At 30.3% G+C, this 24,083-nt stretch carries 18 protein-coding genes, 5 pseudogenes and 1 other annotated feature; of the genes and pseudogenes, 10 read left to right on the top strand and 13 right to left on the bottom strand.

Features of this window, described 5'->3' with window-relative positions; genetic code table 11:
• Nucleotide 1: 1 nt before the first annotated feature.
• Nucleotides 2–985: a hypothetical protein gene (locus tag ACWJKP_RS17280; RefSeq protein WP_462961327.1), complete on the bottom strand. Its 984-nt coding sequence runs from the start codon at nucleotides 983–985 to the stop codon at nucleotides 2–4.
• 406 nt (nucleotides 986–1,391) lie between these two features.
• Between ACWJKP_RS17280 and ACWJKP_RS17275 the strand changes: the two genes are divergently transcribed.
• The gene (locus ACWJKP_RS17275; RefSeq protein WP_165414292.1) at nucleotides 1,392–1,709 is read left to right on the top strand and encodes an ATP-dependent Clp protease adaptor ClpS; all 318 of its coding nucleotides are present in this window, start codon (nucleotides 1,392–1,394) and stop codon (nucleotides 1,707–1,709) included.
• Between the two features lie 2 nt (nucleotides 1,710–1,711).
• A complete protein-coding gene (clpA, locus tag ACWJKP_RS17270; RefSeq protein ID WP_165414293.1) occupies nucleotides 1,712–4,009 on the top strand; it encodes an ATP-dependent Clp protease ATP-binding subunit ClpA in 2,298 nt (765 codons plus the stop codon).
• A gap of 71 nt (nucleotides 4,010–4,080) precedes the next feature.
• On the opposite strand, the gene ACWJKP_RS17265 is transcribed toward clpA, so the two are convergent.
• From ACWJKP_RS17265 to ACWJKP_RS17245, 5 genes and pseudogenes are all read right to left on the bottom strand, one after another.
• Nucleotides 4,081–4,449, bottom strand: a complete 369-nt coding sequence (locus ACWJKP_RS17265; protein WP_165414294.1) for a VOC family protein — start codon at nucleotides 4,447–4,449, stop codon at nucleotides 4,081–4,083.
• A 221-nt stretch (nucleotides 4,450–4,670) separates the two neighbouring features.
• A complete protein-coding gene (locus tag ACWJKP_RS17260) occupies nucleotides 4,671–5,201 on the bottom strand; it encodes a VanZ family protein (RefSeq protein ID WP_165414295.1) in 531 nt (176 codons plus the stop codon).
• Nucleotides 5,202–5,290: 89 nt separating this feature from the next.
• Nucleotides 5,291–5,670 (bottom strand): annotated as a pseudogene (locus ACWJKP_RS17255) (DUF6262 family protein).
• Nucleotides 5,663–7,620, bottom strand: a pseudogene (locus ACWJKP_RS17250) (tyrosine-type recombinase/integrase); the annotation flags it as partial. The pseudogenes ACWJKP_RS17250 and ACWJKP_RS17255, both read right to left, overlap by 8 nt.
• Before the next feature lies 1 nt (nucleotide 7,621).
• Nucleotides 7,622–8,461, bottom strand: a pseudogene (locus ACWJKP_RS17245) (tyrosine-type recombinase/integrase); the annotation flags it as partial.
• Nucleotides 8,462–8,640: 179 nt separating this feature from the next.
• Here ACWJKP_RS17245 and ACWJKP_RS17240 point away from each other — a divergent pair.
• A pseudogene (locus ACWJKP_RS17240) lies at nucleotides 8,641–9,717 on the top strand (IS3 family transposase); the annotation flags it as partial.
• 41 nt (nucleotides 9,718–9,758) lie between these two features.
• Here the strand turns inward: ACWJKP_RS17240 and ACWJKP_RS17235 are convergent.
• Nucleotides 9,759–10,055: pseudogene (locus tag ACWJKP_RS17235) on the bottom strand (site-specific integrase); the annotation flags it as partial.
• A 329-nt stretch (nucleotides 10,056–10,384) separates the two neighbouring features.
• Here ACWJKP_RS17235 and ACWJKP_RS17230 point away from each other — a divergent pair.
• The 4 genes from ACWJKP_RS17230 (at nucleotide 10,385) to asnS (ending at nucleotide 14,478) form a co-directional block, all read left to right on the top strand.
• The gene (locus tag ACWJKP_RS17230; RefSeq protein WP_165414296.1) at nucleotides 10,385–11,134 is read left to right on the top strand and encodes an MBL fold metallo-hydrolase; all 750 of its coding nucleotides are present in this window, start codon (nucleotides 10,385–10,387) and stop codon (nucleotides 11,132–11,134) included.
• 240 nt (nucleotides 11,135–11,374) lie between these two features.
• Nucleotides 11,375–12,238, top strand: coding sequence for a YitT family protein (locus ACWJKP_RS17225; protein WP_165414297.1), 864 nt, complete (start codon nucleotides 11,375–11,377; stop codon nucleotides 12,236–12,238).
• Nucleotides 12,239–12,322: 84 nt separating this feature from the next.
• Nucleotides 12,323–12,556 carry a hypothetical protein gene (locus tag ACWJKP_RS17220; RefSeq protein WP_165414298.1) on the top strand — a complete coding sequence of 78 codons (234 nt, stop codon included), beginning with the start codon at nucleotides 12,323–12,325 and terminating at the stop codon, nucleotides 12,554–12,556.
• A gap of 188 nt (nucleotides 12,557–12,744) precedes the next feature.
• Nucleotides 12,745–13,020: a binding site (T-box leader), on the top strand.
• A 66-nt stretch (nucleotides 13,021–13,086) separates the two neighbouring features.
• Nucleotides 13,087–14,478, top strand: coding sequence for an asparagine--tRNA ligase (asnS, locus tag ACWJKP_RS17215; RefSeq protein WP_165414299.1), 1,392 nt, complete (start codon nucleotides 13,087–13,089; stop codon nucleotides 14,476–14,478).
• 306 nt (nucleotides 14,479–14,784) lie between these two features.
• On the opposite strand, the gene ACWJKP_RS17210 is transcribed toward asnS, so the two are convergent.
• Both ACWJKP_RS17210 and ACWJKP_RS17205 read right to left on the bottom strand, forming a co-directional pair.
• Nucleotides 14,785–15,573, bottom strand: coding sequence for a hypothetical protein (locus ACWJKP_RS17210; RefSeq protein WP_165414300.1), 789 nt, complete (start codon nucleotides 15,571–15,573; stop codon nucleotides 14,785–14,787).
• A 230-nt stretch (nucleotides 15,574–15,803) separates the two neighbouring features.
• A complete protein-coding gene (locus tag ACWJKP_RS17205; protein ID WP_165414301.1) occupies nucleotides 15,804–17,123 on the bottom strand; it encodes a hypothetical protein in 1,320 nt (439 codons plus the stop codon).
• Between the two features lie 13 nt (nucleotides 17,124–17,136).
• Here ACWJKP_RS17205 and ACWJKP_RS17200 point away from each other — a divergent pair, with 13 nt between their 5' ends.
• On the top strand, nucleotides 17,137–17,358 hold the full coding sequence (locus ACWJKP_RS17200) for a CbiQ family ECF transporter T component (RefSeq protein WP_165414302.1): 222 nt from the start codon (nucleotides 17,137–17,139) through the stop codon (nucleotides 17,356–17,358).
• A gap of 126 nt (nucleotides 17,359–17,484) precedes the next feature.
• Here ACWJKP_RS17200 and ACWJKP_RS17195 read toward each other — a convergent pair whose 3' ends face one another.
• Nucleotides 17,485–17,655 (bottom strand): DUF362 domain-containing protein, encoded by a 171-nt coding sequence (locus ACWJKP_RS17195; RefSeq protein WP_165414303.1) that lies wholly within the window; start codon nucleotides 17,653–17,655, stop codon nucleotides 17,485–17,487.
• A gap of 415 nt (nucleotides 17,656–18,070) precedes the next feature.
• Nucleotides 18,071–20,062 carry a transketolase gene (gene tkt / locus ACWJKP_RS17190; RefSeq protein ID WP_165414304.1) on the bottom strand — a complete coding sequence of 664 codons (1,992 nt, stop codon included), beginning with the start codon at nucleotides 20,060–20,062 and terminating at the stop codon, nucleotides 18,071–18,073.
• 419 nt (nucleotides 20,063–20,481) lie between these two features.
• Here tkt and ACWJKP_RS17185 point away from each other — a divergent pair, with 419 nt between their 5' ends.
• Complete coding sequence (locus ACWJKP_RS17185; RefSeq protein WP_224578775.1) at nucleotides 20,482–21,705, top strand: IS91 family transposase; 1,224 nt, start codon at nucleotides 20,482–20,484, stop codon at nucleotides 21,703–21,705.
• Nucleotides 21,686–21,925 (top strand): hypothetical protein, encoded by a 240-nt coding sequence (locus tag ACWJKP_RS17180; RefSeq protein WP_165415064.1) that lies wholly within the window; start codon nucleotides 21,686–21,688, stop codon nucleotides 21,923–21,925. Before ACWJKP_RS17185 ends, ACWJKP_RS17180 begins: the two co-directional genes overlap by 20 nt.
• Before the next feature lie 7 nt (nucleotides 21,926–21,932).
• Here the strand turns inward: ACWJKP_RS17180 and ACWJKP_RS17175 are convergent, their stop codons facing one another.
• Both ACWJKP_RS17175 and ACWJKP_RS17170 read right to left on the bottom strand, forming a co-directional pair.
• Nucleotides 21,933–23,240: a chloride channel protein gene (locus ACWJKP_RS17175; protein WP_462961326.1), complete on the bottom strand. Its 1,308-nt coding sequence runs from the start codon at nucleotides 23,238–23,240 to the stop codon at nucleotides 21,933–21,935.
• On the bottom strand, nucleotides 23,233–23,964 hold the full coding sequence (locus tag ACWJKP_RS17170) for a YesL family protein (protein WP_165413034.1): 732 nt from the start codon (nucleotides 23,962–23,964) through the stop codon (nucleotides 23,233–23,235). Before ACWJKP_RS17170 ends, ACWJKP_RS17175 begins: the two co-directional genes overlap by 8 nt.
• Nucleotides 23,965–24,083: the final 119 nt, after the last annotated feature.

The raw sequence follows: 24,083 nt of genomic DNA, 5'->3' as shown, positions 1-24,083 counted from the left end.
CTTATGTTCTTGTTTTTTGTATGTTAATAAAAGATTTATTATCATGATTTTCATACATAGGTAGTACCTTACTACTAGTTAAATATATGTGGCTTTTCATGTTTTTTATATCTAATGTATCATTTTTTAATCTTAATGTTGATTCAATAGAAATGTTTATATTTTTTTCTGCTATTATTATGGGAAGTGTTGATATGAAGTATTCTGAATCATCTTCAGCATTTACTTGTTGCACCGTAAGTATATATTCTGAATCATCTTTAGCATTTACTTGTTGCACCGGAAGTATATATTTTGAATCATCTTCAACATTTACTTGTTGCACCGGAAGTATATATTCTGAATCATCTTCAACATTTACTTGTTGCACCGGAAGTATATATTCTGAATTATCTTCAACATTTACTTGTTGCACCGGAAGTATATATTCTGAATCATCTTCAACATTTACTTGTTGCACCGGAAGTATATATTCTGAATCATCTTTAACATCTATTTGTTGCACTGGAGGTATACATTCTGAATCATTTTCAACATTTACTTGTTGCACTGGAGATATATATTCTGAATCATCTTTAACATCTATTTGTTGCACTGGAGATATACATTCTGAATCATCTTCAACATTTACTTGTTGCACTGGAGGTATACATTCTGAATTATCTTCAACATTTACTTGTTGCACCGGAAGTATATATTCTGAATCATCTTCAACATTTACTTGTTGCACAGGAAGTATATATTCTGAATCATCTTTAACATCTATTTGTTGCACTGGATGTATACATTCTGTATTCATTTTGTCTTTTGCATTTTTTTTCACGCTTAAATTATGTGGGGTTACATTATTTTTATGCTTAACATTTGTTGAGTTTTTTTTATATGTTTTATTAATATTTTCATTACAACATGATTCTTGTAAAATTGTAATGATTATAGACAATTTCAGCAAGTTTAATTTGTCACAATTATTGTATGGCATCATAGAAAAATACTCCTTTATTATAGAGATTAGGCATAGAAGTAAAATAGACTAGATACTGACTTTTTATTCTTTAAGATGTCTTATGTATTTAAATATCATTAGGGCGAAAAATTTGATTATTTTTCAACCGTAAATTTTCTTATTTTTTGTGTCTTAAGACATATTACATAATATGTGGAAAATAAAAAAAGTGTTACTTTAAACATCGGTACATCTTAGATTTTAGATATGAAATATAAAAGTATAAAATAGTTGAAATAGTATAGGTAAATGCAGTAATATATAAACAAGTAGGATATAATAGTATTGGATCAAGGTATAGAAAATAAAATAGACGAGCACGCTTACTAGCTATTTTTTTAGATGCATAAATATAAATTTGATTAAAACGGTGGGGTTGTTAATTATGTCAGAAAAAAGGACCTTTGATGAGGAAATTAGTATTAAAGAAAAAATAGAAATGAAGATTAAGAAGCCTAGTAAGTACATGGTAATCATTCATAATGATGATTATACAAGTATGGAGTTTGTTGTGCAGGTTTTAGTTGGAGTTTTTAAAAAACAGGTTGTGGAAGCCACAAAAATCATGTTTGAAGTCCATAAAAAAGGTAGCGGTATTGCAGGAATATATAGTTATGACGTAGGTATAACGAAAATTGATCAAGCGATGGAGATGTGTGAGGAAAGTGGCTTTCCACTGAAATTAACCTTAGAAGAGGAGTAATTATGCAATTAGATAATATAGTAAATGAGATTATTACTGCGGCTTTTAATGAAGCTCAAATGTCAAATCATGAATATTTTACACCAGAACATATTCTTTACGCTTCTTTATTTTTTGAAGAGGGAATTGAAATAGTAGAGAATAGCGGTGGTAATGTTAAAAGACTTAAAAAACAAATAACAAAATTTTTAAAGGAAAATATAGAAACCGTTGAAGATGCAGAGCCAATCCAAACAATTGGAATTCAAACCATTCTATCAACGGCTGCAGATCATGTTATGCTTTCGGGTAAAGAGATAGTTAAGATAGGCGATGTGATTGTGGCCATGTATGATGATGATGAAAGCTTTGCTTCTTATTTTTTGCGTAAACAGCAAATAAAGAGAAGAGATCTTCTTAATTATATAGCTCATGGTATCTCTGTAGTAGATACTTTTGATTTTGCGTCTACAACAAATAATGAGATAGAAGAGCCGGTGAGATTTACTGAAAATGAAGAAGATATAGAATACACCTATGAAGAGGAAATTGAAAATCCAAATGATAATGAAAATTTTTTAAGTGATTTTACTGTAGAGTTAACAGAACAAGCGGGCAAAGGAGAGATGGATCCTCTTATAGGGAGACAAGATATTCTGCTAAGAACCTTACAGGTATTGTGCAGGAGGCTTAAAAATAATCCGGTACATGTAGGGGAACCTGGAGTAGGGAAAACTGCTATTACCGAGGGGCTTGCACATTTAATTGTAGAAAATAAAGTACCAAAGTTATTGCAAGGGAGTAAAATATATTATTTGGATATGGGCTCTCTCCTTGCAGGTACAAAGTATAGAGGAGATTTTGAAGAACGTATTAAAAAAGTGTTAAGCGAAATTAGTAAGGAAGAAAAACCTATAGTGTATATAGATGAAATCCATACTATAGTTGGAGCAGGTGCAGTTTCTGGAGGTTCTATGGATGCTTCTAATATTTTAAAACCCTTTCTTGCGGATGGTAAGGTAAGATTTATTGGATCAACTACTTATGATGAATATAAGAAGCATTTTGAAAAAGACAGTGCACTAGCTAGAAGATTTCAAAAAATTGAGGTGCCAGAGCCTTCAATTGAGGATACTTTCGATATTCTTAGGGGGTTAAAAGATAAATACGAAACTTACCATAATGTTACATACAAAGATGAAGCTTTAAAAACAGCAGTAGAATTATCTAGCAAGTACATTAAGGATAGATTTCTTCCTGATAAGGCTATAGATATTATGGATGAAGCAGGTGCTTATGCAAGGCTTTATGCTGGGGACAATGAAGAAACTATTGTTATTACGGTGGGTGCAGTGGAAAAAATAGTAGCTTCTATTGCAAAAATTCCAGAGCAAAGTGTATCAAATAATGAAGTAGATATACTGAAAAATCTAGACATTAATTTAAAGAAACAAGTTTTTGGGCAAAGCGACGCTATAGACACTTTAGTAAGAGCTATAAAGCGATCTAGGGCAGGTTTTAATGAAGAAGATAAGCCAATAGCGTCTCTCCTCTTTGTTGGTCCTACAGGAGTTGGGAAGACAGAAATAAGTAAACAATTGTCGATTAGCTTAGCTATTCCACTTATTAGATTTGATATGAGTGAGTACCAGGAAAAACATACTGTTGCAAGGCTTATCGGTGCACCACCAGGATATGTAGGTTATGAAGAGGGCGGAATGTTAATTGAGGATATTAAAAGAAATCCTTATTGCGTGCTACTTCTAGATGAGATTGAAAAAGCTCACCATGATATATTTAATGTGTTATTGCAGGTTATGGACTATGCAACTTTAACGGATAATACTGGTAAAAAGGCAGATTTCAGAAATGTGATTTTAATAATGACTTCTAATGCAGGAGCGAGAGAGGCTAGCAAAAATATAATTGGGTTTGGAGACAGAATAGAGTCTAGGAAAGCAATTACTAAAGAAGTGGAAAGAGTATTCTCACCCGAATTTAGGAATAGATTGGATAACATAATTGCATTTAATAAAATTGATGAAGCTATGGCTCTTCAAATAGCTAAGAAGGCAATGAAACAGTTTGAAGAAAAACTTTTAACTAAAAACATAAAATTAAAGGTTACAGATAATTTATATGATTGGTTAAGTAAAAAGGGTTTTTCAGCGGAGTATGGCGCGAGAGAAATCAATAGAGTGGTCCAAAAAGAAATAAAGACTTATTTTGTAGATGAAGTGCTGTTTGGAGACCTTTGCACAGGCGGTAGCGCAATAGTTGATATTGTGGATGGTAAACTTACAATTATTAAAGGAAATTAAAAAAAGATGTTGCTAATAAAAACAGCAACATCTTTTTATTTGAATTTGTGTTAAGTTGTATTATACTATTATTATTTTCTAGGAATAACCTCTGTCCAGTAACCGTCTGGATCTATAATGAAATATATTTCCATAGATTTATTTTCATAGCAAATACAACCCATTTTTTTATGGTATGAGTAGGCTTCATCAAAATCGTCTGTAACTACAGCAAGGTGGAATTCATTTTCGCCTAAATTGTATGATTGCGTTCTGTCCTTAAGACAAGTAAGTTCTAACTTATGATTAGTTGTTTCATCACCTAAAAATACAAGAGTAAAACTACCATCTGATGAATGAAAGCGCCTAGTTTCTATAAATCCTAAAGCATTTTTATAAAATTCCACGCTTTTTTCTAAATTCAATACATTTATATTATTATGATCAAAAGAAAACTTCATTTAATATAACCACCTTTTTATATCTCGTGTATATCTCAACACAAGGCTTTATTTTACTTACTTTATACATAGACTACATATAATCTATAGTTAAATTGTTTTATGATTATAATTGGTACACAATTTAAGAAAAATGCGTACTAATTATATACCAACCTCATATAATTTGTATACATTGGAATTTAACTTTTATTTATAGTTCACTAGTAGTATGTAAAGTATTAATGTCTAAATATCCATAGGTTGTTTATCATTAGTAATAATAACAATAAAATCATTAAGATAGTTCCTATTGTTGCAATTATATTTATGGATTTTTGTGCCTTAACACTATTTTTGAATACTTTTTCAATTCCTTTATATATCATTAATCCAATTATTCCACCTAAAGTATTATTAATTATATCCGTAATATCAGAAGCCCCAACATTCAAAATAAATTGGAATACTTCACATATTAAGCTAATTAAGACAAATAAGAAAAGTTTTTTTCCAATAATCCATCTTTTAAATAAAATTCCTGCATATATACCAAGCGGTACAAAAATCACTACATTCATAATGATTTCACTAAAAGCAATTTTACCATTTAAGATTAAAGGTTCACTAAACGGAATTAAGTTTATACTTCTCATATTTCTCAAAGAAGGTAATCGTACATTAAATTTAAATACTATAATCCAAAATAATGCAATCAAATAAATTATAAATAATACATTAGTTAACTTGTTTGTTTTATTATTATCTTTCATATTGTCCCTCCAATATTTTTGCAAATTCATGTTTATCGATAAGATTATATAAATAACTGCTAGTCCGCATTTATCTACAATTGTGTAAATTACATTTTTTCATATAACTTACCGCTAAGAACTTCTAATTGTTCTTTGAGTTTTTTATTTTCTTCTTCTAATTCTTTTATTTTTTTATCTTTAGCCATTATGACAATATCTTTTGATTTTGAAGTTTTATAATGTTTAGTTCTCTGATTTATAGTTTTGCTTACTTGTTTATCTCTAATTTCTTCAATTCTTTTTTTAGCTCTTCATTTTTATATAGAAATGTCTTAGACACTCCACTAAGTTGTGAAACACTATTAAAGTTGATTTTCTGCTCAGTCAAAGAAAGCTCTCTAATAGCTTTATCAACCTTTTCTAAAGTAATTTTACTTTTGTTTTTCGAAAATTCTCTTAATTCTTTAGTATGGTTGCCATTATGAATCCTCCCTTGATTTACTGTTTTTATGAACTAATTTGTGTTCCTTAACTTTTTCTAATGTTTTCTCTAATATATTTAAATACTGCTTATTCTTTTCAGCCCATAGCTCTCTACCAAAATTATCACTAACTTCAATCTGTGTTTTGACTTTTAGTATTTCTTCCTCGTATTCAGGGATATTTTCAATAGTAGTGCAAAAACTACCACAAGTTAAACAATGATTCATTTGTTGCTTACAAAGTGTTTTAGAAGGTTTAAAGCATACTCCAAATGGTACTCTTACAGCGTCTAAATTCTTCTTAACATATTCATATCTGATAAGATTTTCTCCTGCATCAGTTGATGTATCTACTTCTATAAGTTCATTTGTTTCAGTATTTACTTCAAACAACTCTAAATCCTCGGTATTCTTCTATTTCTCATATAAAATATTTTCACTAACTGTTGCATAATGAACGGTCATTTGGAGACTTCTATGCCCTAATATTTGTTGTATTATGCTAATTTTCATACCTTGTTCTACATATTCTTTAGCTCTTGTGCGTCTTAGAGAATGAAGTTTTAAGTGATATAAATCACCATTGACATTTCTAATATCCTTTTGTTCAATTAATCTTTGAATTGTATATAATAGAACTGGTTTATTTAGTGGTTTTTCTATTAATTTACCTTCGAAAGTATTAAACAAATACTTTTTAGGGTTATTTTCTTTTGTACTCAGTTTTTTAGCTTTATCAATAGATTTTTGAACCATTTCAGAAACCTTATCTCTTATAGGTATTTTAAGCAATGATATACCTGTTTTTGTTATTTCACCACATAGGTAGTAGTTATATGATTTCTCTTTACTATTCCATATTTGTTCTAAACAATTATGATATCTAAGATTTAATATATCAGTACCACGCCACCCTGTTTCTCTAAGAAGGATATAAATAGGTATATACAGTGGTCTATCTAAATCCATAATATTATTATCTAATTGCTTTAATATAGGTTCAGGTATAAATTTAGCTTTCTTAACCTCATCTTTATTTAACTCTCTTTTGGGAATATCGTCTTGAAATATTAAAAATGTTACTTCTTTTTTAGGAGCTTTATCATATTGAGCTATTTAAATATATTCTAAAAATGTTCTAACCCAACTTATATATTTAGATGTTTCTGTCTTAGCTTTATCTTTTCTGTCATTGCTAACATAAAATATATATTTTTCTATATCATTTCTGTTCATATCCTCTAAAAATCCATCTCCATAATTGTTTTGATAATAATAATTAAAGAAATAATTTATTCTTAGTAAATATTCATAACAGGTACTCCAAGATTTTTTGGTTACTATAGTTTTAAAATAGTGTTTGACCATATCTTTATAGTAAATCGGTATAGTATTAAAATTTAAAGAACCTTTTGCTCCACTTGCAGGAATTTTAGCACCTTTAATATTTTCTGAATACCATATATCCTTTTCAGTTTCTTCTCTATCATCATGAAAATCTTTAATGAAATCTAAAATGCTAACCATTATCGCATTACAAATATTTAAACTGTCATCAGTATTAATATTTGAATTAATTAAGAAACTTTTCCATCTTGTTATTGCTAAACTTTTGCCTTTGATTTCCGATATATTTTTTATATCCTTATAACATTCTTTAAAGAATGTTCCCTTAGGATTTAGCCTGTAACTTATATTTAACAAATGTGATTTTTTAAGATGGTATTTCTTAAAATTAAATAGAATATAATACTTAATCTCATTTTTTATATATTCATTTTTAAAAGAAGAAAAATCAATGTATCTTGAGTTATAGATTTTTTTTTCAACAAAAATTCCTCTGTTAAATCCCATTTATCATTTTCTAGCCAATACTCATTATTTTGTTTCAAGTATTCAATTATTTCATCATACTTACTTTTCTGATTACTTTTTATCAGTTTTAAATTTTCCACCTTATTCATCCCCTTTATTATAAATATCTAAGTCCAAATTCGGTTGAGTTTTATTAAACTCTTCCGTTATTTCTTCGTCAGAAGGGTGAATATAGGTATTCATAGTAGTGTAGATATTCTTATGACCTGCTCTTACTCTAAGTAGTTCGGGTTGCCATCCTGCCATTCGAAGAACAGTTAGTGAACTATGCCTAAACATATGTGGCGTAACATATATATTAGTTTTTCTCTTTAACGTTCTAAATAAATTATCAACATCAACATAATCCATAGCCTTATATCTGTTTTCACCACTTATCTTTATGAATATATGGTTAGTTTCAACTTCTTCGGTATGATATTCAGCTATATATTCCATAAACATATCAGCAAGATTTTGAGATATGTCAATCCTTCTTGGACTTGATACTGTTTTAATTTTAGCGTTATTTTCAAGTTCACCTCTATCTTGGAGGTCTATAATCATGTCGCTTATATCAAAATCTTCAATCCATAACGATAAGGCTTCGCCTATTCTCATTCCAGTTTCATAAAGTAGTGTTAATAGAAACTTATCTCTAAGGTTGTTACAAGCTCTAACGAGCGTTCCTATTTCATCTTTAGATAAAGTCTTAGGTTTAGACTTAGGAACTTTTAGCTTTAATATATTACTTGAAACTTTCTTTTGCTCATGAGCTATCCCATACAGGAAACCTTTAAAGTATCTACTCGGTGTAGATACAAATTTTTTAAGCCTATCTGAAATGTTATTGCTATACTCATCATGTCTTAAAATATAGTCATAAAACGATAAAACTGCATTTACTATAATATTTATCGTTCTTGGACTTCTTGCTTCCATTCTGACCCCATAACAGTCTTCGACAGTTTCTAACGAGCATGTTAATATAAAAATATACAATGGAGGTTAGAAATATGGCAAGAAGACGATTTACATTAGATGATAAAATAAGGATTATTGAAGAATTAAATAATGGATTTACTCATGCCCAAGTTTGCAAGAAGTAAGGATTATCTTCATCCACACTATCCACCTTTAAGAGACAGCTTGATGTAATTAATGCGACAGAGCCAAAAAATCATCAGCCAAGTGCTAAGGAAAGAGCCCTAGAAGATGAAAATCGTAAGCTGAGAGAACTCGTTGGTAAGAAAGAATTAGAACTTAATATGCTTCAAGATCTACTAAAAAAAAAAGAATTACCTACGGTAGAGGATAAATTAGCTTTAGCTAAAGAATATACTCAAAAGGGTCTTAAAATAGCTAGAACATGCATGCTGCTACAAATATCAAGATCAGCATTTTATCCAAAGAAAAAGGCTATAAAAAATGATGATACAAATTCTAAGGTCGGTAGACCTTTTCCTGGATTTTCATACGGAATAAACAATTGCATTGTGGATGATTCTGTCATTGAAATTTTTTTACATGAAGCATGTGAAAAAACTCCATTCTATGGTTACAAAAAAATCACTAAAATTCTTTGCCGAAACCATGGGTTACATATAAATGCTAAAAAAGTATATAGATTAGCTAAGAAGCTAGGACTACTTTTACCATATGTAAAGCATACTAAACAAGGTCATCTTGCGATTGCAAGAAACATCACAGTTATAAATCAGCTATGGCAAATAGACATAAAATATGTTAAGGCATTAAATGGGCAATTTATTATGCTTACAGATATTATTGATGTTTGTTCTAGAAAAATTGTTGGTAGAGAAATAACTAAAACTGCCACTACTGATGATGTAATTATAGCAATAAAAAGGGCACTTACAGAGAATGAAATTACCTCAAACTTAATTCTCAGAAGTGATAATGGACCACAATTTACTTCAATTAAGTTTGAACAATTATGTAAGGTGAACAATATATATCATGAGCGTATTCCTGTAAATTCACCTAACTATAATGCACATATAGAATCATTTCATTCCTTACTTTCTAAGGAATGTATAGCTTGGAATGAGATTAAAAACTTCACTGATGGCTACAGACTTATTGATGAATATATAAAATTCTATAATGAAGAAAGAATCCATGGGAGCTTAAATTATATAAGTCCAAATCAATTTATAAGGGAAGCTATGAATTAGTTAGCATTCGTTAGAAGATGTCCATAATAGGGGTAGCAATCCGCTTCATCAACTTGATGTGTTGGAATTACCTTTAAACTCTTATATGGATTTTGTAACCAGTTCACGAATAAAGCTAAGTCATCAATAGTTACCTTTTGGAAATCTAGATCTCTTTGTTGCAAGTATTCAAAGCATAACTTTAAATGCTGACAATACATTCTTAAAGTATTCCTTGCAAAATTGGTGTTATCTTTAAACCTAATAAACTTTAATATAGGTTCTATGGGTAATCCATCATCATCTGCAACAAAATATCTTTCCTTACCATCTTCTGTTTTTACTTTTACTACTTCCATACTTCTATATACACTTCTATAATTCGATTATATTCTACATATAGTTTACTATGAATACTATAATATTTCAAACTATATATTTAATACTTATCGTTTTATATCTATATAAGAATGTATCATAGAATACTATAAATTCGGTCTAATTAACTACACTATATTCCTTTTTAAAAATTTAATATATCACATATGCCATAGAATCATTATATGCTTACTTAAATTTTATTCATAGAAGTTTAAAAATAAAAATATCTGATTTAAAATATATTTATATTTGCATAGAATGTATGATATGAGTTTACTATCACAGAATTATGAAGGAGTGAAAATATATGAAAGAAATAGAAACAAAAATATACTATATATACCATAGTGGGTTTGCCATTAAAACTAAAAATCATTTTTTAATATTTGATTACTATAAAGAACCTGTAATAAATGATAAAGCCCATAAGCAGACAGCATTGTTATCAGCTGAAAATATTAAAGACATGAAAAATGTTTATGTGTTTTCATCACATAGTCACGAGGATCATTTTAATTCTTGTATTTTGGATTGGGAAAATTATAATAGTGATATACAATATATACTTAGTAGTGATATAAAAATAGATAAAAATAAATCGAATTATAGATTTATAAAGGAAGGTGAAGAAAAATTATTTAAAGACGTTTATGTAAAAGCTTATGGTTCAACTGATATTGGAATATCTTTTTTAGTAAAAGTTGATGGGGTAACTATTTTTCATGCTGGAGATCTTAATTGGTGGCACTGGAAAGAGGACAGTTCAGAGGAGCGATCTGAAGCAGAGGCTTCATTTAAAACTCACATAGAGAAATTAAAAGAAGAAAAATCTATCGACATAGCTTTTTTTCCTGTAGATCCAAGACTTCAAGAGTTTTATTATATAGGCGGAGAATATTTTGCAAAAGAAATTAGGCCTAAACTACTTATACCTATGCATTTCGGAGATGAAGTAGCTATTACTAAAGAATTTGCTAGTATAATGAGAAAAATTAACATAAAAGCAGTTGAAATAAATCATCCTAGGCAAGAGATAATATATAAAAAAAATTTTTAATATATATGGATAGAAATAGTTATTTATGTCTATAATTTAAATAACCAAATAAAAAAGCATCACATGCAGTATTTTTTAGTCCCCCTAAATTAATATTACATGTGATGCTTTTTATATTTAGGTGGATTTATGATGCAAAACTTATAAAATAATTAAAAACTATAATTTCTATTTACATAATTTTATAATTGTGATAACTTTATTATTATAAAGCAGTAAGTAGAAAGTAGGATAGATTAAATGAGAACAGAAACTAAAAATGAGAACGTTTTAAATTATATTTACATTATTATAGGGACTACAATACTCGCAGCAGGCATAAATATGTTTTTGGCAAAATTTAAATTGGTAACAGGTGGAGTAGCAGGTATTGCCATTGTTATTCAATATATTGCAGAAAAGCATTACGGAATAGGAGTGCCTCTATGGTTTACCAATATTGTGATAAATATACCATTGCTTATCATTGCTAGAAAACTTAAGGGGAAAAAATTTGTCGGTAAATCCATGTTTGCTGCGGCATATCTATCTTTCGCGTTGTTTTATACAAGCTTTATACCGATGCCACAGGTCGATATTTTGTTGGTTAGTATATTTGGTGGAGTATTTGTTGGTATAGGCTTAGGGTTTGTATTAAGAGCATCAGCTAGTACTGGAGGAACTGATTTAGCTGCAAACATCATAAAGGTTTATTTAAAAAATATGCCAATAGCTAAAATTATATTAGCTATTGATTCGATTATAATACTAACAGGTGCTTTTGTATTTGGTGTTCAAAAAGCTATGTATGCACTAATATCTACTTATATAGTTAGTAAGGTTATAGATGGTATACTTGAAGGAATAAATTATTCTAAAGCGGTATTTATTATTTCAAATAGTTCTAAGGAAATAGCGGAAATATTAATGAAGGATTTAAAGAGAGGTGTAACAGGAATAAATGCTACTGGAATGTATACAAATGGATCTAAACAGGTGCTATATATAGTAGTTGGCAAAAATGAAATAGTACCTCTTCAAAAAATGGTTAAATTAATTGATGCCAACGCATTTATTACTGTTGCAGATGTAAGAGAAGTATCGGGAGAAGGATTTACAAAATAAAATACAAGTATAATAGGCAACATTTTCAAAGTATATTTTGAAGTCTTCATGTAAAGACTAAATTTAGAAAGGAAGTGATTATACATGGATGATAGATTAAATAGTAAACCTATTATATTTGACCACCCAGAGAAACTTACGCAGGGTGTATCTTTAGAAAAAGATGATGTTGTAGCAAAAACTTTCATTAATGAAGAAGATGGATGTGTGAAATGTAACATTGTTCTTGAAAATAAGGCTACTGGAGAAACGGCAAAGAGAGATGAAGTTATTGGTGAGATAGTTGAAGATGAAAATGAAGATGAAGAATTTGATTAAATAGATATACTTGTTTAAAAGAATTATAATATATATAATTAAGAGAAAAACTTAAGGGATGCCTAAAATGATTGAAAAATTATTTTAGGCATCTATTTTTATTATAAAAATATTTGACATTTATTATTAAAAATATTATAATTTTAATTGAATATAAAAATAATTAAAACATATACTAATATTTACATATAAAGACTGTGAAGAGAAGAGTAGATATAAAGGGGTAGTAATAGCGAGTTGGTGATGGTGAAAGACCAATACGAAGTTTATATCGAAGAACATCTCAGAGTTTCTAACCGAAATCTTTAAGGTAGTAGGCTTAGACGGCTCCAATCCGTTAACTGTTGGGCAGTATCAATTGTATAACTCGTATCAACGAATATATAATTATGTACTGATTAGATTGGTCATATTATATGACAAAACTGGGTGGCATAGCGAAATTATAGCCTTTCGTCCCTTTATTATTAAGGGATGGAAGGCTTTTTTTATTATTAAGGTAAATATAAAATTATAAGGAGGGCAATTTTATGGAAAAATTGTTAGTAAAACAAATTTATAGAGAAAAAGAAAAATATGCAGATCAAGTAGTATCTATCTCTGGATGGATAAGAACTTTAAGATCTTCTAAAGCGTTCGGGTTTATAGAAGTTAATGATGGAAGCTTCTTCAAAAATATTCAGGTAGTTTTTGAGGAAGGCTTAGAAAATTTTGCTGAAATAGCTAAATTACCTATAAGTTCATCTTTGACTATAGAAGGGAAACTTGTTGTAACGCCAGAAGCTAAGCAACCATTTGAGATTAAAGCTACTAAAATAGTTTTAGAAGGGATGTCAAATACCGATTATCCATTGCAAAAGAAAAGACATTCTTTTGAGTATTTAAGAACTATTGCACACTTAAGGCCAAGAAGTAATGCTTTCTCAGCAGTGTTCAGGGTGCGTTCATTAACTGCTTTTGCTATACATGAGTTTTTTCAAAAGAGAGGATTTGTATATACCCATACACCAATAATAACTGGTAGTGATTGCGAAGGTGCGGGTGAAATGTTTAGAATATCTACCCTTGATTTTAGCAATGTTCCGCTAGGCGAAGATAAAAAAGTTGATTACGCGCAAGACTTTTTTGGTAAAGAAACTAGCTTAACTGTAAGTGGACAGTTAGCAGCAGAGGCTTTTGCTTTAGCGTTTAGAAATGTTTATACTTTTGGGCCAACATTTAGAGCAGAAAATTCTAATACAGGAAGACATGCAGCTGAGTTCTGGATGATAGAGCCTGAAATAGCATTTGCGGATTTAAAAGATGATATGAAACTCGCAGAAGACATGATGAAATATATAATAAAATATGTTATGGAAAACGCTCCAGAAGAGATGGAGTTTTTCAATAGTTTTGTAGATAAAGGTTTAATTGAAAGATTAAATGGTGTTGTAAACGCAGAGTTTGGCCAGATAACATATACTGAGGCTGTGGATATTCTACAAAAATCAGGAAATGAATTCCAGTACCCGGTAACTTGGGGCTGTGATCTTCAAACTGAGCATGAAAGATATTTAACAGAAGAAGTGTTTAAAAAACCATTATTTGTAACGGATTATCCAAAGGAAATAAAATCTTTTTATATGAGAATAAATGACGATAATAAGACAGTTGCAGCAATGGACTTACTTGTACCGGGAATAGGAGAAATTATCGGTGGAAGCCAAAGAGAAGAAAGACAAGATATTTTAGAGGCTAGGATGGAAGAATGTGGTCTTAATAAAGAAGATTACTGGTGGTATTTAGAGTTAAGAAAATACGGCGGAACTAAGCATGCTGGATTTGGACTAGGGTTTGAAAGAGCTATTATGTATATTACAGGTATGAGCAACATAAGAGACGTTATCCCATTCCCAAGAACAACTGGGTCTGCTGAATTTTAACGACATTTCAGAAGGAAAGTCTCCCATTTGTATAAGTGGAAGTATAAATCTCCTTCTAAAGTCGTCAATGCATCTTCTGCGAAGCTGTTGCGGCTACGCAGGAGATGATTTAATAGTAAATTACAATATTTAAAAGTAGCTCACTATGTGTAGAACAACGGGTTCGGTTTTGAGGTGCATATGTAGTAATTAGCACATCAAATAGCATGTATTTTAATAATAGAATAAGCAGAAGGTTTAACTAACATTCTGCTTATTTTTATTTTTCGCTATTTAGTAAAAATTATGTTCATAATGGTGTTTTTTTTATGAGATTTTTCCTACCAAATCAGTTAGCAATACTGTTTCCAATTCTGCTATGAATAGTTCTGAATGTATAATAATCAATTCACCATGCTTATATCCTTCAAATTGTTTTTCCCGCAGTTGTGGAATGTATTTCTTCAAATTTTTAATAGATTTAATTGCCCAGTTTTCTGTACTTCCACACCAACATATTACTTGCACATTTGTATCCTTAAATGCTTTAGGGATATGCTGAACATGGTCAGCATAATATGCATTATAAATAGTATTTTTAGTTAGTCCTGAAAAGACTGAAGAGTTTATCATTTCTTCACCATAATCCTTTGAAGTGCTTCCAGTCATTAAGAATAAAATAATCGAATTTAATTTTTTGGGATTTTGTAATACTTTTACTCCGACAGAGGCTACCATTTTAGAAACGGGCTTCACAAACCAACTCGGGAATGGTACAAAATCTGGTGCGTCAATAATTGCCTTTTCCATTTGTATTCTTTGATTTGATAAGACTTCAACCAAGATATTTGCTCCCATTGATAAACCGTATGAAGCATAGATTTTTCCATTATGATTTTTCATAATATAATCATCAATCTCACTTGCTGTCTGTGTAATGGAAGTGAAATCTTTATTTTCATCTGGATTATGTCCATTATAGGCAGGGATAATCAAATAAAATTGCTCTTTCAACTTCTCAATAACTTGTCCAAAATTCTGTTTCCATGTACATGCCATTCCATGAAACATTAATAACTTTGGATTTTCTATATTGCCAAACTCATATACCTTCATCTATTTATTCCTCCTTCTTAATATCATTTGTTGCGTCTTAAAATACAATTGTTTATCAAAACAATGAGTATCTTTTATAATGGTTGTTATCCTTCATTATTTTATTAGATACCTAATACCATATTTATCACAGTTGATATAATTATAGTTAAGAAAGTCAAGTTTTATTATACTGGTATAGGTAATCTTGATTTCAAATATGTTATATTTACTTTTAAGAATTTTGAATTTTATTTGAAATATTTTATATCGTTTAAATCAAATTTTTTATTTGTTATACCCAATTTTTGAGTAGGGGTTAAGAGTTGTTTATCTAATGTTTTGTAAGGCATACAAAAATTATAGTATGTCCTTAATATTGTAATAGCATATTGTGCATATTTGGGGTTAAAATTAGCATAAACGTAACTTTTACATTCTCCTCTTGCAGTAGTAAATGGTCTCTCCAATATTGATAATCTTCGATGGATTTGTTGCATAAAAGAGTTTACTGCATATTTATTTACATTTATTAGCAACCTTGCTAAATGATCTGTATCGTAGTCAGAAACATTAGTTGTACAATTTATAATTCTTGTACCTTCATCAATAGATGGTAGTGAGTGTTTAAGAAGTCTGTTTACCCACACTGGATAACTATGCCCTCCATGCTCAATAATATTATGGAATTTTAACTTCTCCATCAGTTTTAAAATGGCAACATTAGTATCCGATATTTTGGTAATCTCATTTGTTTTCTTCCATTCTTTTAACAACTCTCTCGCTTCCACATATTCATTATAGGCTTCTTTATTTGTTTTTCCTTTTTCAACTTTACAAAGGAAATGTAAAGCATTGCCTTCCTTAATTTCAGTAGCAAATACTCTAAATAATGGTGTTATTAAGGAATTATCTTCATCCGAAACAAATCTCCACTTATTAGCCTTTACCATATTCTTAATAAGCCAGTAGTGGGCAAATGCAGTATAAGAAGATATAACATGTAATTCATTGATATAACTATCTCTGATATTAAATTTCCTGTATTTTTCTATATATTCTTCATATGATTGTGTATCATTCTCTGTTGGTGGGTGAGGACAGTATGAAAATCTATATCTTGCATTTTTACAAGCAAAATTATATAGATGGTCCTCTTTTAGCAATTTTGTATCAGCAGTTATTTCCTCCTGTGTTATGTTACAATCATAAGCAATATCTGCTCTGGAAATATACTTTGAATTTGAGTCTCCACTCACTACAATATGTGTTGGAAAATTCAATTCTTCTACATCATCATACCTTTCCCCACCGTTACCACGCCTTCTAATATTATTTAGACTATACACCATGTTATCGGTATTTAACCATATTCTTTCAAATGTGTGAGTTTCAAATGCTTTTCTTTCATGGCTATCTAAAAATTCAAGGTATTTCTTATAAAGCCATTCTAATTTGTTATAATATGTACTTGGGCTAATTTGTAGTATCTCAAATATGTTTAAGTTATTTGGCTTTAACAACGCCCATGGATGATATTTAAGAGATGTTTCAGATATTGCAAAAAGCATGGAACGTTTTATCATGCTTATTGAGGATGAATACGTTGTCTTATATAATGCCATAAAGAGTAGGAATGGATTCAGTAGTTTATCACTTAAAATTAAAAATACTGGTAAAATGGCAGGTCTTCAGTTTGTTAACACTATGAAACGATGGCAAGATATAAAAAATGCAATAAACACTAGGTGTTATAGGGGTAATATGAGTTATCTTCAAAAAAAAATTGATTATTCAAGAGGTTGAGTGGTATTAATATTATTGTATAATGGATGTTTATTATATTTTGGCTTGTAGGAATAAGTATAAAAAAATACAAGCTACTGACAAAAATCAGTAGCTTGTATAGTGATCATAAGATCTATGTTCTAATTAAGCTTCAACTGGAGCGCCTGTAGGACAAACACCTGCACAAGCTCCACAATCGATACAAGTATCAGCATCGATAACAAATAGTGAATCTCCTTGGCTTATAGCGTTAACTGGGCATTCAGGTTCGCAAGCTCCACAGCTTACACATGCATCAGTAATTTTATATGACATAATAATCAACCTCCTTTTTAACTAATTTACTACATAATATCATAATTGAGCTAATAAATAAAGAGTTTTTTAGAAATAGAAGATGGTGGAACATATGTAATAATTAATGGGGGTATTAGTAATTCTATATGGCATAATTATTTTGCTTATTTTTATATGTTAAATTAAATAAATATTTATATTAATAATTTATAAATGCTTTTAAAATACAATATTAAATAAACTGCATTAAATAATAGTTACAGCTAAAAACTAAATTTAAAACAGTTCATTTAATACATATGGTAGTTAGTAACTTTTAGCTGTATCTATATTAATGATGAGCTCATCTATCTAGCTGTGAGTTAATAACTATTAATAATATTATGTGTAAGATTTAAAAAATTATTCAGAATAAAATTATAACTTAATTAAATTACTTACGGAGCAATTTAATTGCTCTATTAACAACATTTTCTGTTGTAAAGCCGAATATTTTGAATAAATCGTCGGCTTTACCTGAAGCTCCAAATCTATCAATAGAGATTACATCTCCGTCTATTCCAACATATTTATGCCAACCAAAGGAAGAAGCAGCTTCAACTGCCAAGCGGGATCTTAGGTCTGATGGTAATATAGATTCCCTGTACTCTTTTGATTGTGCATCAAACAAATCTAAGGATGGCATACTTACTACTCTAGCTTTGATACCACGGTCATTTAATATCTTAGCTCCTTCATAAATAAATTCTACTTCAGAACCAGAAGCCATTAAAATTATATCAGGGTTTCTACCTTTTTCTTCATAGGTTTTTAAGACATAGGCACCCTTTAAAGCCTCAATTGAGGTTTCTTCATACAAAGGTAGATTCTGCCTTGTTAGTATTAATGCAGTAGGAGTTGTTTTTGAAGTCATTGCAGCATAAAAGCCAACAGCTGTTTCTCTTGAATCAGCTGGTCTAAAGACATTAAAGTTTGGTAGAGATCGCAAAGCTGCAAGCTGTTCAATTGGTTCATGAGTTGGACCATCTTCACCAACTGCTATACTATCATGAGTTAAAACATAAATTACTGGAAGACTCATAAGGGAAGATAATCTCATTGCACCCTTCATATAATCACTAAATACAAAGAAAGTTGAAACAAAGGGTTTAAGACCTCCATGAACATATATTCCATTTGCAATAGCAGCCATTGCATGCTCTCTTACTCCAAAATGAAGGTTAGTGCCAGTTCTATCTTCCATAGAAAAATCACCTTTGCCCTCCATATAGGTTTTATTAGAAGGAGCAAGATCTGCTGAACCACCTATAAGGTTTGGTACATGTTTTGCTAATATATTTATTATTGCGCCAGAAGAGTTTCTTGTTGCTGCTGTGCCTTCAAACTTCCACATATCTTGGATCTTAAGTAAATCAACAGAAAGTTCCCCGCTTTGCCATGCTTCATATTCCTTAGCAAGTTCAGGATTTTTTTCACTATACTGCGCATAAAGTGTGTTCCAAGTTTCTTCTTTTTCCCTAAGATATGACTTTACATTTTCCATATGATTAGTTACTTCATCGGGAACTGTAAATGGATCGAGGTTCCAGCCTAGGCATTTTTTCATTTCAGTTATATTAGATTCTCCTAGTGGTTCCCCATGTGCTGAGGCAGTACCTTGTTTTTTAGCACAACCGAATCCAATAATAGTTTTAATTTTAATAAATGTAGGTTTATTTAACTCAAGTTTTGCAGTTTCAATGGCACTACTTATTGCGTCCATATCATTGCCATCTTCTACATATAAGACCTGCCATCCATAGGCATCAAATCGTTTACCTACATCTTCTCTAAAAGCGATATCGGTATTTCCTTCTATAGTTATACTATTTGAGTCATACATTAAAATAAGTTTTCCAAGGCCTAAGGTGCCTGCCAGGGATGCTGCTTCTCCAGAGATTCCTTCCATATTACATCCGTCACCACATATAGCATAGGTATAATGATCCACAATAGTATATTCTTTTGTATTAAATTTTGCTGCAAGATGGCTTTCGGCTATTGCCATACCTACCGCATTAGCAATACCTTGTCCGAGTGGTCCTGTGGTAACTTCAACACCATTTGTATGACCATACTCAGGATGACCGGGTGTTAAACTTCCCAATTGTCTAAAATTCTTTAAATCTTCAATAGTTAGACCATATCCCAAAAGATGAAGTAGAGAATATTCTAGCATTGATCCATGCCCAGCTGACAATACAAATCTATCTCTATCCTGCCATTTTGAATTGCAAGGATTATGCTTCATATGCTTCGCCCATAATGTATATGCCATGGGTGCCGCTCCGAGCGGAAGCCCTGGATGTCCAGATTTTGCTTTTTCTATTGCCTCAGCTGATAAAATCCTTATAGTATCTACGGTTAGTTGTTCAATTTTACTCAATGTAAATTCCTCCTTGTTATATATCTTAATTATTATGATATTTTAAATTATTTATAATAGATGTATGTCCTATATTTAATATAAAAGATTACTCTCTGTATTGCAAGGATATATTGTTTTTTAAAAGAAGTTAGTTTAACGATATTTCAAAAGGAAAGTCTCCCTATTGTATAAGGTGGTCCAATTTGTAACAAAGAGAAGACTTCAGTGGGAGTATAAATCTCCTTTTGAAGATGACTTAATCCTTATCTTTATCTCCAAACATTTTTTTCTGGAACCTATACTTTAAGTTAACATCCTTGTTTTTGCAATCGCAAATTTCTTTGTTATATAGGAAACAGCTTGCGGAAACCGCTGTGGATAACATTCTAGCTAAAAAATAGATAGAAAAAATCAGATAAATATGAGATGATTAAATCATGAAAAAAAATAAGATTACTATAAAACAAATATTTGAAGATAATTATCCAGAGTTTTGGAAATTGAATAAAGAAAAGTATCCTGAAAAGATGAGAGAACATATGAATATCGAAGTAATGAAAATGATAGGATGTGGAGATATTTCATTAGGTTTTGTTGCGTATATATGCTTAAAATGTTTAGAAGTATTTAAAATAGGATTTACATGCAAAAGTAGATTTTGCAGTAAATGTGGGAAAAAGTACATAAGTGAATGGGTAGAAAAACAAGTAAACAAGATTTTAGATGTACCACATAGACATTGTGTGTTCACAATACCCGCTGAGTACAGAAAATATTTTTTCTGGAATAGAGAGAGTCTTAAAGACCTGCAAGACATGGTGTATGAGGTTATAAATGAGTTTGCAAATGGTGTAAACTATAAAAATAGAGAAGAATATCAAAAGAAGAAAAGGAGCAAAAAAGGAGGAGTACTTTGGCAAAGTGGAATGATTGGAGTAGTTCATGCATTTGGAAGGAATATAGGATTTAACCCTCATGTGCATGCATTGGTTCCAGAAATAAAAACAAGGAGTAACGAAGTTAAAGATATGTGCTTCTTCGACTATGAGTATTTTAGGAAGGTATGGCAGTACAAATTAATAAATTATATGATTAGTAAAAATCCAGAGAAAAAAACAGAGTACTTAAAAATGTTCAAAGATTATCCAGATGGATTTTATATAAATGCAAAATCAAGAATGAAAAGCGCAAGAGGTGCAGCAAGATATATCGGTAGATATTTAGCAAGGCCCGCGATAGCAGAATATAGAATACTTAGTTATGATGGGAAAAATGTAACGTTTTGGTATAAGAGTCATGAAACCAATGAAAGAGTAGAAGAAACAGTTACAGCGCAAGTATTTGTAGGTAGATTATTAATGCATATTACCCCTAAATATTTCAAGATGGTTAGACTATACGGAGTATATGCAGGCAGTATAAGTGTAAAAGTTCGGAAGTGTTTTGGTCTTTTGCAATACATAAAAAGTGGTCTTAAGGCAATTCAGTTCACACTAAAAATAAATTGGAAAAAGGAAACAAGAAAAATGACTTATAGAGAATTAATGATTATTAATTTTTCCAAAGATCCGAGAAAGTGTTTAAAATGCGGCCAGCTAATGGAATTGTGGCAAATATGGCATAGAAAGTATGGGTATATATATGATATGGGAACGTATTAAAAGAATTTTTAAAGGTAAAGTGAATGAGGATAGCATACCATTTCGACCACAAGAACGTGATAAAATGATACTTTTTAAATGTAAAAAATGTGGGTTTGAAGAAGAAGTGCCTGACTTTGTTGCGTTTGAATGTTATACGCCTGAAGAATATGACAAGAAAAGTGGTAGTCCTATTGTTTTGTGTATAGAATGTGGTTCAGATATGATAATTAAGAGGTGATGCCACACTATTTGTGGAGCATCACTTTAATACTCGACCGTAGGGAGATTTTGTTCTTAGCATCATATTTAATTGATGGCGATTTACTTGTTACAAGAATTTGAGTTGGATAAATACTCATATGTCCCATAATCAAATATGCAACCATACATGCTACAGATGTATATATACTAGTAGAATGTCCAAAAAGTTCTAAGGATATTATAATCGCAGCAATAGGGGTATTAGCACAGCAACCAAAAAACGTTGCCATTCCAATAGCTGAGAAAAATGCTATGTTTTGGTTGAAAATTATGGCCCATATATTACCAAGAGAGGCGCCTATGTAAAGCATAGGTGTTAAAATCCCTCCACTTCCTCCACTTGAAAGGGGTATAGAAGTGGTAAAGGCCTTAAATAAAGACGAAAGGTTATTTAGTTTGCCACCAGAAAGAGCTGTATCTATAACATTTTCGCCTATTCCAATGTAGTCGTTAGATCCAACAAGGAGTACAAATATAACAATAATTACTCCACCTATTATGCCCTTAAGAGGATTAAAAAATCTTATTCTTCCAAATATATTTTCTGTGAAATTTATAAAGGCAATAAATAATCTTGCAGCAATACCAATGAATATGCCGAATGCAACTATCTTTAAAAACATTAATATATGAATTTTGGGGATATATGTTATTGAATAATTCAATGCATTAGTTCCTATATATAAACCCGTAAAATAGCTGGAATAAGATGCTATGACTGATGGTAGGAGCGACACATATGAAATCTTTCCGATATATAAAACTTCAGCTGCAAATACTGCCGCACCAATGGGGGCACCAAAAACTGCAACAAACCCTGCGCTTATCCCGCAGACTACTAGTCGCTTTGTGTCTATATCATCCATTTTAAAAAGCTTACTCACAAGTGATGCGATTCCACTTCCTATCTGGGTTCCAGGTCCTTCCATTCCTACTGAGCCACCAAAAATGATGGTGACTAAAGTGGAAACAAGTTTAACTGGTACAATTTTAAAGTCACTTCTTCCTGAATTTTTATGAATAGCCTCAATTGCTTTTTCTGTTCCGTGCCCTTTCGCATTAGGGGCAAGTTTTATTATTATATAAGAACTTAAAAATAAGGCTATAGGAAGGAAAAGATAATAATAATTTATACTTGACACATATTTAACTCCAAACGAAACTAGTTTTATAAAAAGAGCTACTATAGTTCCTACTATAACGCCAATTAAAGTTGAAATACTTATCCATTTTACAGCACTTATGAAAAAAATTGATTCTGATTTGAAGTATTTTTTAATGTTTTTATCCATTTTGGCCTTCTTCTTGAATTTTCTCAGTATTTTTTTTAATATTACACTCAATTTCCGATAGTATTTTTTGCTGATAGAACATTATTAAATAACAGATAATACTTGATATAAATACTAATATAAAGGTAGAAACCTTAAAAAATATGAGTATTACAACCAAAAAACTTGCTAAATTCAAAATTGTAATATGAAATTTACGAATGGTATAGTAGGCAGCAGTTTTAAGAATATCTTTTGTACTTAAATAAAATCTTGAGATTATTGGGAATACATAAAGACTCATTGAAAAAATAAAAGCTACAACTATAAAAATAAAAACAGTTAAAAATTTTGGGTAACTACTTGAAATAACCAATTTGATGTCAATAAATAGTATAGATAGTATAATTATTTCTAGAGACCAAAAGAATAATGATTGAAAAAAGTTAACTTTATAAGCCTTAAAAAAATCTTTCGTAATATTTATATCTTTTTCCCGGATAAGTTTGCCCATAACACTAAGAAGGGCTGTTGCGGCAGGGCCTATTGGGATACAACATATAAGGATAATAGAAATAAACCCCTGTGGAATTGTATTTGAATCATTAGAAAAGAGTGCAATTAATATGAAAAGTAGTGGAATATTGAGAAGTAGAAAGTACAGATTGCCCAAGAAAAACCAAAATATATAATTAGTTATCGTATATATAGGTCCTTCACAAAATTTTCTTTTTAAATTAGCCATTTTTCCCTCCAACTGCATTTATCAAATGCTACTGTGTAAATAGATATAATAATTTGGATTTTTTTATAACTAACTAAAATGTAACATAAATTGTGTGAAATTTAAATAGGTAGAAGTCA

The sequence above is a fragment of the Clostridium sp. CM037 genome, assembly GCF_055081095.1.
The sequence above is the reverse complement of the archived record's forward strand: the minus strand, read 5'-3'. Positions and strand labels throughout refer to the sequence as shown.

Bases quoted from the DNA above. Each gene is read 5' to 3' on its own strand.
- ACWJKP_RS17280 (WP_462961327.1), bottom strand. From the start codon at position 985: ATGATGCCATACAATAATTGTGACAAATTAAACTTGCTGAAATTGTCT.
- ACWJKP_RS17275 (WP_165414292.1), top strand. From the start codon at position 1,392: ATGTCAGAAAAAAGGACCTTTGATGAGGAAATTAGTATTAAAGAAAAA.
- clpA (WP_165414293.1), top strand. From the start codon at position 1,712: ATGCAATTAGATAATATAGTAAATGAGATTATTACTGCGGCTTTTAAT.
- ACWJKP_RS17265 (WP_165414294.1), bottom strand. From the start codon at position 4,449: ATGAAGTTTTCTTTTGATCATAATAATATAAATGTATTGAATTTAGAA.
- ACWJKP_RS17260 (WP_165414295.1), bottom strand. From the start codon at position 5,201: ATGAAAGATAATAATAAAACAAACAAGTTAACTAATGTATTATTTATA.
- ACWJKP_RS17230 (WP_165414296.1), top strand. From the start codon at position 10,385: ATGAAAGAAATAGAAACAAAAATATACTATATATACCATAGTGGGTTT.
- ACWJKP_RS17225 (WP_165414297.1), top strand. From the start codon at position 11,375: ATGAGAACAGAAACTAAAAATGAGAACGTTTTAAATTATATTTACATT.
- ACWJKP_RS17220 (WP_165414298.1), top strand. From the start codon at position 12,323: ATGGATGATAGATTAAATAGTAAACCTATTATATTTGACCACCCAGAG.
- asnS (WP_165414299.1), top strand. From the start codon at position 13,087: ATGGAAAAATTGTTAGTAAAACAAATTTATAGAGAAAAAGAAAAATAT.
- ACWJKP_RS17210 (WP_165414300.1), bottom strand. From the start codon at position 15,573: ATGAAGGTATATGAGTTTGGCAATATAGAAAATCCAAAGTTATTAATG.
- ACWJKP_RS17205 (WP_165414301.1), bottom strand. From the start codon at position 17,123: ATGCTTTTTGCAATATCTGAAACATCTCTTAAATATCATCCATGGGCG.
- ACWJKP_RS17200 (WP_165414302.1), top strand. From the start codon at position 17,137: ATGCTTATTGAGGATGAATACGTTGTCTTATATAATGCCATAAAGAGT.
- ACWJKP_RS17195 (WP_165414303.1), bottom strand. From the start codon at position 17,655: ATGTCATATAAAATTACTGATGCATGTGTAAGCTGTGGAGCTTGCGAA.
- ACWJKP_RS17185 (WP_224578775.1), top strand. From the start codon at position 20,482: ATGAAAAAAAATAAGATTACTATAAAACAAATATTTGAAGATAATTAT.
- ACWJKP_RS17180 (WP_165415064.1), top strand. From the start codon at position 21,686: ATGATATGGGAACGTATTAAAAGAATTTTTAAAGGTAAAGTGAATGAG.
- ACWJKP_RS17175 (WP_462961326.1), bottom strand. From the start codon at position 23,240: ATGGATAAAAACATTAAAAAATACTTCAAATCAGAATCAATTTTTTTC.
- ACWJKP_RS17170 (WP_165413034.1), bottom strand. From the start codon at position 23,964: ATGGCTAATTTAAAAAGAAAATTTTGTGAAGGACCTATATATACGATA.